Source organism: Streptomyces sp. NPDC049915, assembly GCF_040656475.1.
In the GTDB taxonomy this organism is placed as follows: Bacteria; Actinomycetota; Actinomycetes; order Streptomycetales; family Streptomycetaceae; genus Streptomyces.
The window spans coordinates 128978-147206 of the sequence record NZ_JBFAMH010000009.1 but is presented as its reverse complement, the minus strand read 5'-3'; the positions used below and the strand labels follow the sequence as shown (position 1 = coordinate 147206).

Here is an 18229-nt window from a genome sequence, read left to right as displayed (position 1 = left end):
GAGGTGCCGTCATGACGGTCATGGAGCAGCGAGGCGCGTACAAGCCCTCGCCGCCGCCCGCCTGGCAGCCCCGCACGGACCCCGCGCCGCTGCTGCCCGACACCGAGCCCTACAGGGTCCTCGGCACCGAGGCCGCCGCCAAGGCCGACCCCGCCCTGCTGCGCCGCCTGTACGCACACCTGGTGCGCGGCCGCCGCTACAACGCCCAGGCCACCGCCCTCACCAAGCAGGGCCGGCTCGCCGTCTACCCCTCCAGCACCGGCCAGGAGGCCTGCGAGGTCGCCGCCGCACTCGTGCTGCAGGAGCAGGACTGGCTCTTCCCCAGCTACCGCGACACGCTCGCCGCCGTCGCCCGCGGTGTCGACCCGGTCGAGGCGCTCACCCTGCTGCGCGGCGACTGGCACACCGGCTACGACCCCTTCGAGCACCGCGTCGCCCCCCTGTGCACCCCGCTGGCCACCCAGCTTCCGCACGCCGTCGGTCTCGCGCACGCGGCCCGCCTCAAGGGCGACGACGTGGTCGCCCTCGCCCTGGTCGGCGACGGCGGCACCAGCGAGGGCGACTTCCACGAGGCGCTGAACTTCGCCGCCGTCTGGCAGGCCCCGGTCGTCTTCCTGGTGCAGAACAACGGCTTCGCCATCTCCGTCCCGCTCGCCAAGCAGACCGCCGCGCCGTCCCTGGCCCACAAGGCCGTCGGCTACGGCATGCCCGGGCGCCTCGTCGACGGCAACGACGCCGCCGCCCTGCACGAGGTGCTCTCCGACGCCGTGCGGCACGCGCGTGCCGGGGGCGGCCCCACCCTCGTCGAGGCGATCACCTACCGCGTGGACGCCCACACCAACGCCGACGACGCGACCCGCTACCGCGGCGACGGCGAGGTCGAGGCCTGGCGCGCGCACGACCCGATCCAGCTGCTGGAGCACGAGCTGACCGAGCGCGGACTCCTCGACGAGGCCGCCATCGAGGCCGCCCGCCAGGACGCCGAGGCCATGGCCGCCGACCTGCGTGAGCGCATGAACCGCGACCCGCAGCTCGACCCAGCCGACCTGTTCGACCACGTCTTCGCCGAGCCCACACCGCAACTGCGCGAGCAGCGGGCACTGCTGGAGGCCGAGCTGGCGGCCGAGCAGGACGCCGGCCAGGAAGGGACGCACCGATGACGACGACCGTCGCCGTCAAGCCCGCCACCATGGCGCAGGCCCTCACGCGCGCACTGCGCGACGCGATGGCGGCCGACCCCGCCGTGCACGTCATGGGCGAGGACGTCGGCACCCTAGGTGGCGTCTTCCGCGTCACCGACGGCCTGGCCAAGGAGTTCGGCGACGACCGCGTCACCGACACCCCGCTCGCCGAGGCCGGCATCCTCGGCACCGCCGTCGGCATGGCCATGTACGGGCTGCGCCCGGTCGTGGAGATGCAGTTCGACGCCTTCGCCTACCCCGCGTTCGAGCAGCTCATCAGCCACCTCGCCCGCACGCGCAACCGCACGCGCGGCAAGGTGCCCCTGCCGATCACCATCCGCGTCCCCTACGGCGGCGGCATCGGCGGCGTCGAGCACCACAGCGACTCCTCCGAGGCGTACTACATGGCGACTCCGGGGCTCCATGTCGTCACGCCCGCGACCGTCGCCGATGCCTACGGGCTGCTGCGCGCGGCCATCGCCTCCGACGACCCGGTCGTCTTCCTCGAACCCAAGCGGCTGTACTGGTCGAAGGACTCCTGGAACCCCGAGGAGCCCACACCCGTGGAGCCGATAGGGCGTGCGGTGGTGCGCCGCCCCGGCAGCAGCGCCACCCTGATCACCTACGGCCCGTCGGTGCCCGTCTGCCTGGAGGCCGCCGAGGCCGCCCGCGCCGAGGGCTGGGACCTCGAGGTCGTCGACCTGCGCTCCCTGGTGCCGTTCGACGACGAGACCGTGTGCGCGTCCGTACGGCGCACCGGGCGCGCGGTCGTCGTCCACGAGTCGGGCGGCTTCGGCGGCCCGGGCGGGGAGATCGCGGCCCGGGTCACCGAGCGCTGCTTCCACCACCTGGAGGCGCCGGTGCTGCGTGTGGCCGGTTTCGACATCCCCTACCCGCCGCCCATGCTGGAGCGGCACCATCTTCCCGGCGTCGACCGGATCCTGGACGCCGTGGCGCGTCTGCAGTGGGAGGCCGAGGGCTGATGGCACAGGTGCTGGAGTTCAAGCTTCCCGACCTCGGGGAGGGGCTCACCGAGGCGGAGATCGTGCGCTGGCTGGTCCAGGTCGGTGACGTCGTCGCCGTCGACCAGCCCGTGGTCGAGGTCGAGACCGCCAAGGCGATGGTCGAGGTGCCCTGCCCCTACGGCGGTGTGGTCACCGCCCGCTTCGGCGAGGAGGGCGAGGAACTGCCCGTCGGGGCGCCGCTGCTGACGGTGGCCGTGGGCGCCCCCGCCTCCGGTGGCGAGAGCGAAGACGTGCACGCCGGGGCCGCCCGGCCCGCCACCGCCGAGGGCTCGGGCAACGTCCTCGTCGGCTACGGCACCGGCGCGCCCCCCGCCCGCCGTCGCCGGGTACGGCCGACCGGGCTCACCGGGCCGGGCACGCCGGGCGGCGCTTCCGCGCCGGGGCGCGGCACGCCGGGACCCGACCGCGCGTCCGGGGCGACGCGGCCGGAGCCGGGCTCGGCGGGCTTCCGGGAGCCGGGGATCGTCCAGCCCGACACCGCGCACACCGCGGGCGCCGCAGCCGGCTCCCACCCCGAGGGCCTCGTGAGCGTCATCTCCCCGCTGGTGCGACGGCTCGCCCGGGACAACGGCCTGGACCTGCGGGAACTGCACGGTTCCGGACCCGATGGGCTGATCCTGCGCGCGGACGTCGAGTACGCGCTGCGGGCCGCGGCAGCGCAGCCGAGCCGTTCGGTCGCCGAGCCGTCCGTGCGCGGGACGAGCGCGTCCGACGGCGCCCCCGCGCCGACCACGCCCGCCTCATCCCGGGTCTCGTCCGCGCCCGCCTCCCGGGTCTCGTCCGCGCCCGTCGGCGGCATCCGTACGCCCCTCAAGGGCATCCGCGGGGCCGTCGCCGACAAGCTGTCCCGCAGCCGCCGGGAGATCCCCGACGCGACCTGCTGGGTGGACGCCGACGCGACCGAGCTGATGCGTGCGCGCGCCGCGATGAACGCCGCCGGCGGGCCGAAGATCTCCCTGATCGCCCTGCTGGCCCGTATCTGCACCGCAGCCCTCGCCCGCTACCCCGAGCTGAACTCCACCGTCGACACCGAGGCCAGGGAGGTCGTCCAGCTCGACCAGGTGCACCTGGGGTTCGCCGCACAGACCGACCGCGGGCTGGTCGTGCCCGTCGTCCGGGACGCCCACGCCCGCGACGCCGAGTCGCTCACCGCGGAGTTCGCCCGGCAGACCGAGTCGGCCCGGACCGGGACGCTCACGCCCGCGGAACTGACCGGCGGCACCTTCACGCTGAACAACTACGGCGTGTTCGGCGTCGACGGCTCCACGCCGATCATCAACCACCCCGAGGCGGCCATGCTCGGTGTCGGCCGCATCGTGCCCAAGCCGTGGGTCCACGAGGGCGAACTGGCGGTCCGCCAGGTCGTGCAGCTCTCGCTCACCTTCGACCACCGGGTGTGCGACGGAGGCACGGCGGGCGGCTTCCTGCGGTACGTCGCCGACTGCGTGGAACAACCGGCGGTGCTGCTGCGCACCCTGTGAGGACGACACAACGGCCGGGGCGCAGGGAACTCCGGGCTCCGGCCGAGGGGCGACACCCACGGGCGTCCGCCGTGACCGCTGTGGTGCTCCCGCGTTCCCTGTGATCGGGGCGGCGCGCATACTCGGGGGGTGACCGCCTACGAGTCCCCCGGCCCCGGCGACGGCTTCGCCCCGGACAGCTACGACGCCGTCGTCCTGGCCGGTGGGGCCGCCCGGCGGCTCGGCGGCGCCGACAAACCCGGGGTACGCGTGGGCGGACGCGCGCTGCTCGACCGCGTCCTCGCGGCCTGCGCCGACGCCCGCACCACCGTGGTGGTCGCCGACCCCCGGCCCACCGCCCGCCCGGTCACCTGGGCGCGCGAGGAACCGCCCGGCGGCGGACCGCTCGCCGCCCTCGGCGCCGGGCTGCTGCACACCGCCGCCGACCGGGTCCTGCTCCTCTCCGCAGACCTGCCCTTCCTCGACCGGCACACCGTCGCCCGGCTGCTCGCAGCCCTGCGTGCGACCAGCACCGACGGCGTACTGCTCAGCGACCCCGGTGGCCGGGACCAGCCGCTCGTCGCCGCCTACCGCACCGGCAGCCTGCGCCGCGCCCTCACGCTTCTCGGCACCGAGCACGGCGGCCTCACCGGCCTGCCCCTGCGGCGGCTCACCGCTCTTCTCGACCTCACCCGCATCACCGACCCGGTCGCGTCCTTCGACTGCGACACCTGGGACGACATCGCCACCGCCAGAGCACGCATCAGGGAGCATGGGCACGTGTTGGATGAATGGATCTCCACGGTCAAGGACGAGCTGGGCATCGACCTCGATGTCGACACCGGCGTCCTGCTCGACCTGGCCCGCGACGCGGCCCACGGCGTGGCCCGGCCCGCGGCCCCGCTGACCACCTTCCTCGTCGGCTACGCCGCCGCCCGCGCCGGAGGCGGCCCGCAGGCCGTCGCCGACGCCGCCCACAAGGCCGCGGCTCTCGCCCAGCGCTGGGCCGGCGAGGGCGGCGACAAGCCCGACGTGGCCCCCGACGCCACGCCCGACACCCGCCCGGACGCCGGATGACCGCCGGCGGTATCCGGGACGAGCAGGACGCCGACGAGCTCGACGTCGAGGAGGCGCTCGCCCTGGTCAAGGACCGGCCCCAGCCCGACCGGCCCCGCCCGGACCGGGCCGGCCACACGTGCGGCGCCGGCGACCACGTCCCCGCACCCGCCTCCGGGGCCGAGGCCCCCGACCGGCATGGCCACGCCGACCCGCCCGCCCGTCACAAGGCCACCCCCTGGCCCGATGCCCGGGCGATCGCCGCCCGCGCCGGACGGCGGCGCGACCCTCGCGCGGCGAACGTCTCCGTGTCCCTGGCCGACGCCCTCGGCCTCAGCCTGGCCGCCCCGCTCACCGCACTCACCGACCTTCCGTCCTTCGACACCTCGGCGATGGACGGCTGGGCGGTCGCCGGGCCGGGCCCCTGGGACGTCCGCGAGACCGGCGTGCTCGCGGGGCACGGCGAACCCGCACCGCTCGTCGACGGCGAGGCCGTCCGCATCGCCACCGGCGCACGCGTCCCCGCGGACACCACCGCCGTACTGCGCAGCGAACACGGCCGCACCGATGACAAGGGCCGGCTGCACGCCACCCGGGAGATGGTCACCGGCCAGGACATCCGCCCACGCGGCCAGGAGTGCCGCAGCGGTGACCAGCTGCTGTCCGCCGGTGCCCTCGTGACCCCGGCGGTGCTCGGTCTGGCGGCCGCCGCCGGATACGACACCCTCACGGCCGTACGCCGGCCGCGCGTCGACCTGCTCGTCCTCGGGGACGAACTGCTCACCGAAGGGCTGCCGCACGACGGGCTGATCCGCGACGCCCTCGGCCCGCTGCTGCCGCCGTGGCTGCGCGCGCTCGGCGCCGACGTCACCGCCGTCCGGCGGCTCGGGGACGACGCCGAGGCCCTGCACACCGCCGTCACCACGTCGGAGGCCGACGTGATCGTCACGACCGGTGGCACCGCCGCGGGCCCCGTCGACCATGTCCACCCCACGCTGAGCCGTATCGGCGGCGAGCTGCTGGTCGACGGCGTCAAAGTGCGTCCCGGACACCCGATGCTGCTCGCCCGTCTCCAGGACGGCCGGCACCTGGTCGGGCTGCCCGGCAACCCGCTCGCCGCGGTGTCCGGCCTGCTCACGCTCGCCGAGCCGTTGCTGCGCGCGCTCGCGGCCCATCCGGTGCCCGAGGGATACACGCTGCCGCTGCGAGACGCGGTCCACGGACACCCGTACGACACGCGACTCGTCCCTGTCGTCCTGCGCGGCGACCAGGCCGTGCCGCTGCACTACAACGGCCCGGCCATGCTGCGCGGCATCGCGGCGGCGGACGCCCTCGCCGTCGTGCCACCGGGTGGCGCCCAGCAGGGCCAGGAGACCGAGATGCTCGACCTGCCGTGGGCGACGGCGGGAATCGGCGTCTGTTTCACGTGAAACGGTGCTGGACCGGCTGTTTCACGTGAAACGGCGGGCGGTGGTGCGAAGTCTCACGTGCGGGCGGTGGTGTGAAGTCTCAGCGCTCCTCCCGCACCGGCACCGCCCGGCTGACCGTGATCACCCGGTCGCCGACGTGCAGCTCGGTCAGCCGGGGGTCGGTGTAGTCCAGCAGCTGCTTGCTGCGGACGACCGCCACCACCAGGTCGGCACAGGCGCGCGGCGCCTTTCCGACCTCCTCCGCGGTCACCGCGCGCTCGACGAGGTCCAGCCCGCTGCCCAGGGTCATCAGGTCCTCCAGGGTCCGTGCCACGGACGGGCTCACCATGGACACCCCGAGCAGCCGCCCGGCCGAACTGGACGTGGTGATCACCGTGTCGGCGCCCGACTGCTTGAGCAGCGGCGCGTTCTCGTCCTCCCGTACGGCGGCGACGATGGTGGCGCGCCGGTTGAGCTGGCGGGCGGTGAGCGTGACGAGGGTGGCGGTGTCGTCGCGCTCCGGGGCGACGATGACCCGGCCCGCCCGCTGCACCTCGGCCTTGAGCAGCGTCTCGGAGCGGGTGGCATCACCGATGACGGAGACCAGCCCGTCGTCGGAGGCGGCGTTCGCCACCTTGCGCTGGGCGTCCACGACGACGATCCGGTCCTTGGGGATGCCCTGCCCGACGAGCGTCTGCACGGCATGGCGGCCCTTGGTGCCGTATCCGATGACCACCACATGGTCCTCGGTGCGGGCGCGCCAGCGGTGGATGCGGACCTGCTGACGGGTGCGCTCGGTGAGGACCTCCAGGGTGGTGCCGACCAGGATGATCAGGAACAGCACGCGCAGGGGCGTGATGACGAGGATGTTCACGAGCCGGGCGGTATCGCCGATCGGGGTGATGTCGCCGTAGCCGGTCGTGGAGAGGGTGACGGTGGCGTAGTAGGCCGCGTCCAGCAGGTCGACGGAGTCGTCCGCGCTGTCGCGGTAGCCGTCGTGATCGACGTAGACGATCAGCGTGGTGAGGACGAGGACCAGCAGGGCCATGGCGAGACGGCGCAGGACCTGCTGCAGCGGGGGCGTGACGGTCTGGGTCGGCATGGTGATGGTCCGGCCGGCCTCGGCGTCGTCACGGGCCTCGGTCCGTGAGCGGTACCAGACGGACCGCAGCAGCGAGGACGCCCGCGTCGGTCGGTGCTCGGCCTTCATCGTGTGCCCCCTGACATGAGTGTGCCCCCTGCCTCGTTGATCCGTTCGGACGGCACCATGGTTGCGGACGGGATCGTGCCCGTCAGGATCCAACACGAGCCGGGAGGGCCCATCGTGCGCGACCACACCGTTGTCGTCGGGTTCGGCACCAAGGGGCGGTCCGCGATCCGGACCGTGTGCGCGACGGGGCTGAAGAAGGAACGGGTCGTCGTGATCGACCCGTCGGCGAACGTGGTCGACGCCGCGACCGCCGAGGGGTACACGGGCGTGGTCGGCGACGGCACCCGCAGCGATGTGCTGCGCCGGGCGGAGGTGCAGCGGGCGGGGCGGATCATCATCGCGACCCAGCGCGACGACACGGCCGCCCTGGTGGCGCTGACGGCCCGGCAGCTCAACGCGGAGGCGATGATCGTGGCCGCGGTGCGCGAGGAGGAGAACGCGCCGCTGCTGAGGCAGTCGGGCGCCGACCAGGTCATCACCAGCGCGGGAGCGGCGGGCCGGCTGCTGGGGCTGTCCGTCCTCAGCCCCGCGGCGGGGCTGGTCATGGAGGACCTCATCCAGCAGGGCAGTGGACTCGACCTGGTGGAGCGGCCGGTCACCAGGGCGGAGGCGGGCCGCAGCCCGCGCGAGACGGCAGACCTGGTGGTGAGCGTCGTCCGCGGGCACCGGGTGCTCGGCTACGACGATCCGGCGGTCGGCGCACTCCAGTTGACGGACCGGGTCATCACGATCGTGCGCGCCCCGGAGCCGCAGGAGGGCCCCGGCCCGGCCCGGGCCTGAGGCTCACCCGCATACGGAAGGGCCCAGGGGCGCCCCGCGGCACCATCGTCCGCATGCCGGAGGGGTGCAGGAGTAGCGTCGCCCTCATGCATGCGATCACGATTCCCGAACCTGGTGGTCCCGAGGCGCTGGTGTGGGACGAGGTCCCCGACCCGGTGCCCGGCGAGGGCGAGGTCCTGGTCGAGGTGGTGGCCAGTGCCGTCAACCGGGCCGACATCCTGCAGCGGCAGGGCTTCTACGAACCGCCGCCGGGCGCTTCCTCGTACCCCGGCCTGGAGTGCTCCGGGCGGATCGCCGCCCTCGGCCCCGGCGTGTCCGGCTGGAGCGTCGGCGACGAGATGTGCGCGCTGCTGTCGGGCGGTGGATACGCCCAGAAGGTCGCCGTGCCGGCCGGGCAGCTGCTGCCGGTGCCGCAGGGCGTGGACCTCCGGCAGGCCGCCGCGCTGCCCGAGGTCGTCTGCACGGTCTGGTCGAACGTCTTCATGGTCGCCCATCTGCGCCCCGGCGAGACGCTGCTGGTGCACGGCGGCTCCAGCGGCATCGGCACGATGGCGATCCAGCTCGCCAAGGCGGCCGGCGCGAAGGTCGCGGTGACGGCGGGTACGAAGGAGAAGCTGGAGTACTGCGCGGGGCTGGGCGCGGACATCCTCATCAACTACCGCGAGCAGGACTTCGTGGAGGAGGTCCGGGAAGCCACCGACGGGGCCGGCGTGGACGTCATCCTCGACAACATGGGCGCCAAGTACCTCGACCGCAACGTCCGCGCGCTCGCCGTCAACGGCCGGCTCGCGATCATCGGTATGCAGGGCGGCGTCAAGGCCGAGCTGAACATCGGCGCCCTGCTGAGCAAGCGCGGCGCGATCAGCGCGACCTCGCTGCGGGCCCGGCCGCTGGACGAGAAGGCGGCCATCGTCGCGGCCGTACGCGAGCATGTGTGGCCGCTGGTGGACGCCGGGCATGTGCGTCCCATCGTCGACCGGGAACTGCCGATGAGCGACGCGGCCGCCGCCCACCGGGTCGTGGAGGACAGCGGGCACATCGGCAAGGTGCTGCTGATCGCGCCCTGAGGGAGATCCGGGTCGCTCTGAGGCAGACCTAGGTCCGGTTCCCGTCGCCGGGTTCGTCCGCGGGCTCGGCGTCGGGGCCCTGGCCGCGGACGCGCTCGACGTGTTCCAGGGAGTCCCGCAGCTCGGACAGCCAGTCGTCGGTGTGCCGCCGCACCAGCCGTACGCACCAGGCCAGCGCGTCGCTGCGGCTGCGTGCCACGCCGCCGGCGACCAGGGTGTCGAGCACCTGCCGCTCCGGCTGCCGCAGGCGGGTCATCACCGGGGCGGCGACCTGGGTGAACATCACCCGCTCACCGCCGCACTCGACGCCCCACGAGACCTTCTTGCCGAAGCGGTGCTCGGCCTCGCGCGCCACGTCGATCCGCTCCTCGCGGGTCCGTTGCCGGAACTCCTGCACCCGGCCCTGCACCGCAGACTCCCGCTCCGCGGTCGAGGCGGCGTCGGGCAGCCGGGGCTGTGGAATCTCACCGATGACGGTGATCTCCTCGCGATCCACCGTCACCTCCACCAGCCTGACGAAGAGATCGTCCGGCAGCCGGCCGGCGAACCAGCCGCGCAGCCGCTCACGCTGATCCGGTGTAATCATGTAATTCACATTACTCGCGTACGCCGCGACGGCAAGGGGCGGAACCGAAGGATCAGCGGCACCCCGTCCGAGGGATCTAACGGCCCCCTGTCCGGTAGAGCCGGGGTTCGCGGCGCAGCCGCAGTGCGAGCAGGCCCAGTGCCAGCCCCAGCCCGATGAGGACCAGGCCGCTGCCGAGCGGCAGGATCCGCAGAACCGGGTCGACGGGGCCCTCCGCCCGCACCGACTGCCGCGTGGGCACCGATGCGGACGCCGACGGCATGAGCCCGGCCTCCTGCTCCTGCGGTACGGACATGTCGTCGCCGTTGTCGATGCCCTGACCGGCGTCCTCGTTCTCCGCCGCCCCCTCGTCCTGTGCACTCTCCCGCAGCGGATCGTGGGCGCGCCCCGGACGCTCCCGGCCCTCACCGGCCCGGCTCCCGGCCCGTCGGGTCTCGCCGGCGGAGGCCGAGGGGTCCGTGGACGCGGACGGGCCGGGCCGTGCGGAGAAGGGGGCGGCGGAGGAGTGCGCGGGCCGCTCGGCGGGTGCGGAGGAATGCGGGCGCGCGGGCGAGTGGGAGTGGTGGGAGGGGCGCGAGGAGGAGGCCTGCGAGGAGGCGGAGCCGTGGGCCTCGTCGTCCGAGGAACCGGACGACGAGGTGGCAGAGGCGGCGCCGGAGCCGTCCGCGCCATCGGTTTCACCGATCTCTGCGGAGTCCTCGGAGTCGCCGGAGGCCGGGGAGGGATCCGCCTCGCGCGACGGGTCACGCGCGGTCCGGCCGACGAGCGGCACCGGGGCCGCGAAGGAGGGCCTGACCACGGAGAACACACCGGCGGACTCCGGCACGGCCGCGGAGGCCGGTGCGGCCGTCCCGCCCCCCAGTGCGCTCGCGGCGACCCCCGCGAGCACCGCGCACACCCTTGTCGCGCATGTCGCGCGCCACCATGGAGTCACGTCGGTGACCCCCTCCCGGGAACAGGCCGCCAAGATCGATGGAACAAGCCTGGCACGGGCGGACAGACCCGGCATTCCGGATTGCCCCGTCGGGCGGAAAGGGTGGATCAACCTCCGCCGGGGGCACCACCGTGGTGAGGTACAGGGGTGCGAGAGAATGACGGTATGGAGATGCCGAGGAACGATAGGTCGCCGGAGAACGCCCAGAAGATCCTGGTCGTGGGCCAGGACGGCATGGCGCTCGGCGGTGTCGACTCAGACGACGAGTCCCGCGAGACTCCGGTGACGGAGCAGGTCGAGCAGCCGGCGAAGGTCATGCGCATCGGGAGCATGATCAAGCAGCTGCTCGAAGAGGTGCGCGTGGCTCCGCTGGACGAGGCGAGCCGGGCCCGGCTGAAGGAGATCCACGCCAGCTCGGTGAAGGAGCTGGAGGACGGTCTGGCGCCGGAGCTCGTGGAGGAGCTGGAGCGGCTCTCCCTGCCCTTCGACGACGACGCGACCCCCACGGATGCCGAACTGCGCATCGCGCAGGCGCAGTTGGTCGGCTGGCTGGAGGGGCTCTTCCACGGGATCCAGACGACCCTGTTCGCCCAGCAGATGGCGGCGCGGGCCCAGCTGGAGCAGATGCGCCGGGCTCTCCCGCCGGGCGCGGTCCACGACGGCCAGGACGACGTAAGCGCAGCCGGCCGCACGGGCGGTCCGTACCTGTAAACGCCCGTCACGCAAGTCAACGCGGCAACACCCGCCGACGCGACGAAACGCAGCCAACGCCCGCCGATGTGACGAAGGGGGCCCGGCGATCACCGCCGGGCCCCCTTTCGTACGTTCGCGCGCTCCGCGCCGTTACGACGCCGGGTTGCCCGTGGAGACGTTCAGCTGGATCTCGACGTCCTTCGGGTCGATGTCCGTGCCGGGCGCGGGGAACTGCAGCATGACCGCGCCGTCACCGTAGGTGTTCTCGTCGACCTTCTTGATGTCGAGCTTCCAGCCGGCGGCCTGCGCGCAGGCCCGCACCGAGTCGATGTTCTTGTACCGGAAGTCGGGGAGCTGGATCTTGGTCTCGTCGTTCCACGACTTCTGCGGCTCCGTGCACTCGTCCTTCTTGACCGTGCGCGTGAGGTCCGGACCGCGGTAGCCGGCCGCCTTGGACGCCGATGCCGTGGGGCCGGTGGTATCGCCGCCCTTGCCCTGGTCGTCGCTGCTGCCGTTGTTCGCCAGCAGGGCGACGAGGAGGCCGCCGACGGCGAGCAGGGCGACCACGACGGAGCCGATGATCACCGGCTTGTTGCTCTTGCCGCCCGAGCTCGCCGGAGCCGACGGCTGCGGCGTGATGTCGTACGGCGGCGGGGTGGAGGCGGCCGGCGGCTGCGTGCCGTACGGCGTCGGGTAGCCGCCCTGCTGCGGGTAGCCGTACGCCGGGGCCGGCGTGGACGGCGGCGGGGTGGTGCCGTACGGGTTCGGGACCGGCGTCGGGGTCGGGTGGTACGGCGTCTGGACGTTGCCGTGCGGGGCCGGGGCGCTCTGGTCGAGCGGCGGGAACACCGCGGAGCCGACGCCCGCGCCGCTCGGCGCATGGGTGCCGGGCACGATGCTCGGCGGGGCCGGCTGGAAGGACGCCGCCACCCGCAGGCACTCGTCGCGCATGGACTCGGCCGTCGGGAACCGCTCGTTCGGGTTCTTCTTCAGCGCGCGCGTGATCAGCGCGTCCACGGCCGGCGGAAGCGCACGGTTGATCGAGGAAGCCAGCGGCGGCTCCTCCTGCACGTGCGCGTACGCGATCGCGAGCGGTGAGTCCGCGTCGAACGGCAGCCGCCCGGTGACCAGCTGGAACAGCATGATGCCGACCGAGTACAGGTCGCTGCGCGCGTCCACGCCGCGGCCGAGGGCCTGCTCCGGCGAGAGGTACTGCGGGGTGCCGACGACCATGCCGGTCTGCGTCATCGAGGTGACGCCGGACTGCATCGCCCGCGCGATGCCGAAGTCCATCACCTTGACCACGCCGCGCTTGGTCATCATCACGTTGCCGGGCTTGATGTCGCGGTGGACCAGCCCCATCTCGTGGCTGATCTCCAGCGCCGCGAGCACATCCGCGGTGATCTTCAGCGCCTTGTCGGCGGGCATCGCGCCGTGCTGCCGGATGTCGTCGGCGAGCACCGAGCCGAGCGGGCGGCCCTCGACGTACTCCATGACGATGTACGGCATCGTGGCGCCGCCGAGATCGTCCTCGCCGGTGTCGAAGACCGAGACGATGTTGGTGTGCGTGAGCTTCGCCACGGCCTGGGCCTCACGGCGGAAGCGCTCACGGAAGGCCTGTTCGCGGCCCAGCTCGGTGTGCAGCGTCTTGATCGCGACGTGGCGGTCGAGCACGGCGTCGTAGGCCAGGTGCACCGAGGCCATGCCGCCCTCGCCGAGCAGATCGCGCAGCTGGTACCGGCCGTTCGCGAGTGCTTGCCCCGCATAGCGACCCTGTGCGCCGTCCTGGCTCATCTCGCGTCCCCCACAGCCCTTTCGGCGCCGACGTTCTTGGATGTTCGTTGATCCACTGTGCTATTCCCGGCCAAGTCTGCCCGAGGGCACTGACACGTCAAGCTCGGTGCCCGTTCCGTGACCGTACGCGAAAGAAGCGTCGCGGAAGCGTTACAGGCGCCGTACGGCCGGTACACACAATTTGCACGAGCGGACGGATGCGGGGTTTGATGGCCGGTCCGTCTCGTACCGGTCAGCACGCCCATCCGGGACCGGCGCCTTGCGCCGAGGCTGTAGCGTGGCCGACGGAGACCGTAACAACACCGCGCGCACCGCGGGCAGAAACGACGGCGAGGACTGATGGCACAGCAGCAGCGCGCTCAGGGCCCGTCCGACCCCGAGGCGACTGGCGGCGGTATGTCAGATGCGCCGGAGAACTGGGGCAACGGCGGGCTTGTCGGCGACGGCCGGTACCGGCTGACGCACCGGCTCGGCCGGGGCGGTATGGCCGAGGTGTTCGCGGCCGAGGACGTACGGCTCGGACGTACCGTCGCGGTCAAGCTGCTGCGCGCCGACCTGGCCGAGGACCCGGTGTCCAAGGCCCGCTTCACGCGTGAGGCGCAGTCGGTGGCCGGCCTCAACCACCACGCCATCGTCGCCGTGTACGACTCCGGCGAGGACGTCGTCGGCGGCCAGAGCGTGCCGTACATCGTCATGGAGCTGGTCGAGGGCCGTACGATCCGCGACCTTCTGCTCAACGCCGAGGCGCCGGGCCCCGAGCAGGCGCTCATCATCGTCTCCGGGGTGCTGGAGGCGCTGGCCTACTCGCACCAGCACGGCATCGTGCACCGCGACATCAAGCCGGCCAACGTCATCATCACCGACAACGGTGCCGTGAAGGTGATGGACTTCGGCATCGCCCGCGCCCTGCACGGCGCGTCGACGACGATGACGCAGACCGGCATGGTGATGGGCACCCCGCAGTACCTGTCGCCGGAGCAGGCACTCGGCAAGGCGGTCGACCACCGCTCCGACCTGTACGCGGTGGGCTGCCTGCTGTACGAACTGCTGTCGCTGCGGCCGCCGTTCACCGGCGAGACCCCGCTGTCGGTGGTCTACCAGCACGTGCAGGACATTCCCACGCCGCCGTCCGAGGCCTCCGAGGGCTGCCCGCCGGAGCTGGACGGCCTGGTGATGCGGTCGCTGGCCAAGGAGCCCGACGACCGCTTCCAGACGGCCGAGGAGATGCGCGGGCTGGTCCAGTACGCGCTGCAGATGCTGTACGACCAGGGCGGCCACACCGGCACCTGGAACACCGGCCCGGTGGCCGCGCACGACGGCCGGCACACACCGGCGGGCGGCTTCGCGCACACGACCGTGATGGCGCACCCCGGCAACCATGGACCCGGTACCGCGCAGATCCCGCAGCCGATCCTGCCCAACGCGTACGGAAACGGCGACGAGGGCGGCTTCGAGGGGCACGGCAACAAGGGCAGTGGCCGCGGCAAGCTGTGGGTCCTGGCCGTGCTCGCGGTGATCGCGATCGCGGCGGGGGTGGCGCTGGCCGTCAAGGGCACCGGCACCAAGGGCGGCAAGCCGGAGACCACCCCGTCGCCGAGCATCTCCCGATCCCAGTCGCAGGAGACCCCCAGCCCGTCGCCGAGCGACGAGACGACCGACGACGGTTCGGGCGGGACGAGCGACGACAACACCGGGTCGGGCTCCGGCACATGGAACCGGCCGTCGTACACCCCGTCGTACACGCCGTCGCAGCAGAACTCCAACCCGCCCTCGGACGAGCCGACGGACCCGGGCACCCAGTCCTCGAACCCGACGGACGGCGGCACGACCAACGGCGGCACCACCGACGGCGGGACGACGGACGGCGGCACCACGGACGGCGGGAGCACCACGGACGGCGGGACGACGAACAACGGCGGCACCACCGACGGCGGCACGACGACCGGCAGCGGCACCACGACCGGCAGCGGCACCACGACCGGTGTCGCCGCCGGGGCCGGCGGCACCCCCTGACGTCCCGGCAGCTCTTGTTCCACGCGCGCGTGATGCCCCCTCAGGGCGCCACGCGCGCGTGCTGTTTCCGCCGGGCGCCACGCACGCGTGGCCGCGTGGGGCGACGACGCCCCGCTCACTGCGTGAAGGCGTCGCTGACGGCCTCGTAGCGCCGCGTCCACCACGCGACGAGCGCGGACGCCGCCGGGAACTGCGGATCCGCGCGGGTGTCGTCGCGCTCGTAGTGCCAGCGCAGCATCCAGAAGTCGTTCAGCCGCTCCCACCACACCCGGTGCACGGCCGCCGCCAGCTCGCTGGACGTGGCCCCGGCGGCGCGCCGGTAGGCGCGTGCGTAGGCGCGCACCTTGGGCAGATCGAGGGTGCCCCCCGGCTGGACGAAGAAGATCACGGCGGCGCGTACGGCCTCCTCGGCGCGCGGCTGTACGCCGAGACGGTCCCAGTCGACGATCGCGGCGGGCGCCTCGTCGCGGTAGAGCAGGTTGAACGGGTGGAAGTCGCCGTGCACCCAGCCCACCGGCCCGCCGCACGGAGGGCGCCGGCCGGCGTGCCGTTGCAGCAGCTCGCGGCGCTCCAGCAGGCGGTGGCGGGCCAGCTCGTCGAAGGAGTCGGCGGGGCGGTGGCGGCGCACGCGCGCGAGGAGCTCGTCGATGAGCGTGAAGGTGGCCGCCGGATCGGCGCTCTCCACGGGATGGGGGCTCGCGGAGGGCCGGGTGCGCCCCTTGGGTGGCATCACGCGCTCCAGGCAGGCGTGCACGGCGCCCAGGAGGGCGCCCAGGCGCGCGGACTCACTCCTGGTGAGCTGGCCGCCGTGGCGGTGGCGGCCGTCGATCCAGGGGTGCAGGGCGTAGGCGTGGCCGCCGATCACGGCGACCGTACGGCCGTCGTGGCCGGTCAGCGGCGGGACCACCGGGACGCCGAGGTCGGCCAGGCGCTGGGTGGCGCGGTGCCGGCGCTCGATCGCGGCCGGATCGGCGGTGTCGGGGTCGGAGTGGTGCTTGAGGAAGTAGCGCCCGCGGGTGGTGCACAGGTGGTAGCCGCGGTTCAGCAGGCCCTGGGCGACCGGCTCGCAGGAGAGCACGGAACCGGCGGCATAACGGCTCAACAAGGCGCGTAACGGGGGCGCCTGAGGCGCGGGGGGTGGTACACACGGGCGCGGCACGCGCCCGATGCTAGGGCAGGATCCGGGCCTGTGAGCTGGGCCTTGTCACAGACAGTCATTTCCGGTCGCAGGGTGTACCGGAAATGGTCCGGTGGAGTGAGGGGGGCGGGGGCCGAAAGGTGCCGGCGCATCCAAAAGGGCGTATGGCCACCACCGGTCCGCAATAAGTTCCGTATAAACCGGCCGGGTGAGGAGGTGCCGGCCTCCGTCAGAGGCGAATGCGGCGATTCGTTCGGCTCCACGCGCCGGGGGCGCCGTCACCCGCAAGCTCTTCCCGAGCCAGGGGTGACCGGGATAACGTGCCCCCTGTTCCGGCCCCCTGCACGGCCGTGACCAGCGGCATCCCCGAAAGACCGGCGAAGTACTCGGACCTCCTATCAAAAGTACTTGGAAATCCGAGTAAAAACGCAGGTCAGAAGGGGTTTCACAGAAATGTGGAGCACTGGGTAACGTGATTGTTGCAGGGCGCTCGCCGGGGCACCTGTCACGCCTGTTCCCGGCCGAGTGGCACCCACCCCGTGCCCGGTGGTCGGATCAGGTGAGCCTCCCCCAAGCTCTCAACGAGCAGGGGGGACCCCCAGGCCAACCGGCAACCCCGGGGCCGGACCGACGGAGGAGCACACGTGACCGTGGAGAGCACTGCCCCGCGCAAGCCGCGACGCAGCGCCGCAAGCAAGGCCGGGACCGACGGCAGCACGGCGACCGCAACCAGCGGTGGCAAGACGGCCGGAGACACCGGTACCAAGCGCGCCACCCGCACCACCCGCGCCGCGAAGAGCACCGAGCCGGAGCTCGTACAGCTGCTGACGCCCGAGGGCAAGCGGGTCAAGAACGCCGAGTACGACGCCTACGTCGCCGGCATCACCCCCGAGGAGCTGCGCGGCCTCTACCGCGACATGGTGCTCACCCGCCGCTTCGACGCCGAGGCCACCTCCCTGCAGCGCCAGGGTGAGCTGGGCCTGTGGGCCTCGCTGCTCGGCCAGGAGGCCGCCCAGATCGGCTCCGGCCGCGCCACCCGCGAGGACGACTACGTCTTCCCGACCTACCGCGAGCACGGCGTCGCCTGGTGCCGCGGCGTCGACCCGACCAACCTGCTCGGCATGTTCCGGGGTGTGAACAACGGCGGCTGGGACCCCAACGGCAACAACTTCCACCTCTACACGATCGTCATCGGCTCCCAGGCGCTGCACGCCACCGGCTACGCCATGGGCATCGCCAAGGACGGCGCCGACAGCGCGGTCATCGCCTACTTCGGCGACGGCGCCTCCAGCCAGGGCGACGTGAACGAGGCGTTCAACTTCGCCGCCGTCTACAACGCGCCGGTCGTGTTCTTCTGCCAGAACAACCAGTGGGCGATCTCCGAGTCCAACGAGAAGCAGACCCGCGTGCCCCTCTACCAGCGCGCCCAGGGCTTCGGCTTCCCGGGCGTGCGCGTCGACGGCAACGACGTGCTGGCCTCCCTTGCCGTCACCCGGTGGGCGCTGGAGCGCGCCCGGCGCGGTGAGGGCCCGGCACTGATCGAGGCGTGGACCTACCGCATGGGCGCCCACACCACCTCCGACGACCCCTCCCGCTACCGCGGTGACGAGGAGCGCCTCGCCTGGGAGGCCAAGGACCCGATCCTGCGCCTTCGCCGCTACCTGGAGGCCTCAAACCACGCGGACGAGGGATTCTTCGCGGAACTCGAGGCCGAGAGCGAAGCGTTGGGCAAACGAGTGCGCGAAGCGGTCCGCGCCATGCAGGACCCGGACCACTTCGCCATCTTCGAGAACGTGTACGCGGACGGGCACGCGCTCGTCGACGAGGAGCGCGCCCAGTTCGCCGCCTACCAGGCGTCGTTCACGGACGCAGAGGGGGTCTGA

General features: G+C 73.0%; 14 protein-coding genes and 1 pseudogene. 10 read left to right on the top strand and 5 right to left on the bottom strand.

Features of this window, described 5'->3' with window-relative positions:
- Positions 1 to 11: 11 nt before the first annotated feature.
- The 5 genes from pdhA (AB0J12_RS18050) to AB0J12_RS18030 all read left to right on the top strand — a co-directional run bounded on the left by pdhA (AB0J12_RS18050) (position 12) and on the right by AB0J12_RS18030 (position 6152).
- The gene (pdhA, locus tag AB0J12_RS18050) at positions 12 to 1160 is read left to right on the top strand and encodes a pyruvate dehydrogenase (acetyl-transferring) E1 component subunit alpha (RefSeq protein ID WP_363265271.1); all 1149 of its coding nucleotides are present in this window, start codon (positions 12 to 14) and stop codon (positions 1158 to 1160) included.
- Positions 1157 to 2164 (top strand): alpha-ketoacid dehydrogenase subunit beta, encoded by a 1008-nt coding sequence (locus AB0J12_RS18045; RefSeq protein WP_363265270.1) that lies wholly within the window; start codon positions 1157 to 1159, stop codon positions 2162 to 2164. Before pdhA (AB0J12_RS18050) ends, AB0J12_RS18045 begins: the two co-directional genes overlap by 4 nt.
- Positions 2164 to 3687, top strand: a complete 1524-nt coding sequence (locus tag AB0J12_RS18040) for a dihydrolipoamide acetyltransferase family protein (protein WP_363265269.1) — start codon at positions 2164 to 2166, stop codon at positions 3685 to 3687. The genes AB0J12_RS18045 and AB0J12_RS18040 overlap by 1 nt, the downstream gene beginning before the upstream one ends.
- 129 nt (positions 3688 to 3816) lie before the next feature.
- Positions 3817 to 4743, top strand: a complete 927-nt coding sequence (locus AB0J12_RS18035) for an NTP transferase domain-containing protein (protein WP_363265268.1) — start codon at positions 3817 to 3819, stop codon at positions 4741 to 4743.
- A complete protein-coding gene (locus AB0J12_RS18030) occupies positions 4740 to 6152 on the top strand; it encodes a molybdopterin molybdotransferase MoeA (RefSeq protein WP_363265267.1) in 1413 nt (470 codons plus the stop codon). The genes AB0J12_RS18035 and AB0J12_RS18030 overlap by 4 nt, the downstream gene beginning before the upstream one ends.
- Before the next feature lie 79 nt (positions 6153 to 6231).
- Here the strand turns inward: AB0J12_RS18030 and AB0J12_RS18025 are convergent, their stop codons facing one another.
- Entirely contained in the window at positions 6232 to 7341 is a 1110-nt protein-coding gene (locus AB0J12_RS18025) for a potassium channel family protein (protein ID WP_363265266.1), read from the bottom strand.
- A 114-nt stretch (positions 7342 to 7455) separates the two neighbouring features.
- On the opposite strand from AB0J12_RS18025, the pseudogene AB0J12_RS18020 reads away from it, so the two are divergent.
- A pseudogene (locus AB0J12_RS18020) lies at positions 7456 to 8121 on the top strand (NAD(P)-binding protein); the annotation flags it as partial.
- 86 nt (positions 8122 to 8207) lie between these two features.
- Positions 8208 to 9188, top strand: coding sequence for an NAD(P)H-quinone oxidoreductase (locus tag AB0J12_RS18015; protein ID WP_363265265.1), 981 nt, complete (start codon positions 8208 to 8210; stop codon positions 9186 to 9188).
- Positions 9189 to 9216: 28 nt separating this feature from the next.
- Here AB0J12_RS18015 and AB0J12_RS18010 read toward each other — a convergent pair whose 3' ends face one another.
- Both AB0J12_RS18010 and AB0J12_RS18005 read right to left on the bottom strand, forming a co-directional pair.
- A complete protein-coding gene (locus AB0J12_RS18010; protein ID WP_363265264.1) occupies positions 9217 to 9774 on the bottom strand; it encodes a hypothetical protein in 558 nt (185 codons plus the stop codon).
- A 76-nt stretch (positions 9775 to 9850) separates the two neighbouring features.
- The gene (locus AB0J12_RS18005; RefSeq protein ID WP_363265263.1) at positions 9851 to 10663 is read right to left on the bottom strand and encodes a hypothetical protein; all 813 of its coding nucleotides are present in this window, start codon (positions 10661 to 10663) and stop codon (positions 9851 to 9853) included.
- 210 nt (positions 10664 to 10873) lie between these two features.
- Between AB0J12_RS18005 and AB0J12_RS18000 the strand changes: the two genes are divergently transcribed.
- Positions 10874 to 11419 (top strand): bacterial proteasome activator family protein, encoded by a 546-nt coding sequence (locus AB0J12_RS18000; RefSeq protein ID WP_363265262.1) that lies wholly within the window; start codon positions 10874 to 10876, stop codon positions 11417 to 11419.
- A gap of 132 nt (positions 11420 to 11551) precedes the next feature.
- On the opposite strand, the gene AB0J12_RS17995 is transcribed toward AB0J12_RS18000, so the two are convergent.
- The gene (locus AB0J12_RS17995; protein ID WP_363265261.1) at positions 11552 to 13195 is read right to left on the bottom strand and encodes a protein kinase; all 1644 of its coding nucleotides are present in this window, start codon (positions 13193 to 13195) and stop codon (positions 11552 to 11554) included.
- A 339-nt stretch (positions 13196 to 13534) separates the two neighbouring features.
- Between AB0J12_RS17995 and AB0J12_RS17990 the strand changes: the two genes are divergently transcribed.
- Positions 13535 to 15208: a protein kinase gene (locus AB0J12_RS17990; RefSeq protein ID WP_363265260.1), complete on the top strand. Its 1674-nt coding sequence runs from the start codon at positions 13535 to 13537 to the stop codon at positions 15206 to 15208.
- Between the two features lie 115 nt (positions 15209 to 15323).
- On the opposite strand, the gene AB0J12_RS17985 is transcribed toward AB0J12_RS17990, so the two are convergent.
- A complete protein-coding gene (locus AB0J12_RS17985; RefSeq protein WP_363265259.1) occupies positions 15324 to 16313 on the bottom strand; it encodes a phosphotransferase in 990 nt (329 codons plus the stop codon).
- A 677-nt stretch (positions 16314 to 16990) separates the two neighbouring features.
- On the opposite strand from AB0J12_RS17985, the gene pdhA (AB0J12_RS17980) reads away from it, so the two are divergent.
- A complete protein-coding gene (pdhA, locus tag AB0J12_RS17980; protein WP_363265258.1) occupies positions 16991 to 18229 on the top strand; it encodes a pyruvate dehydrogenase (acetyl-transferring) E1 component subunit alpha in 1239 nt (412 codons plus the stop codon).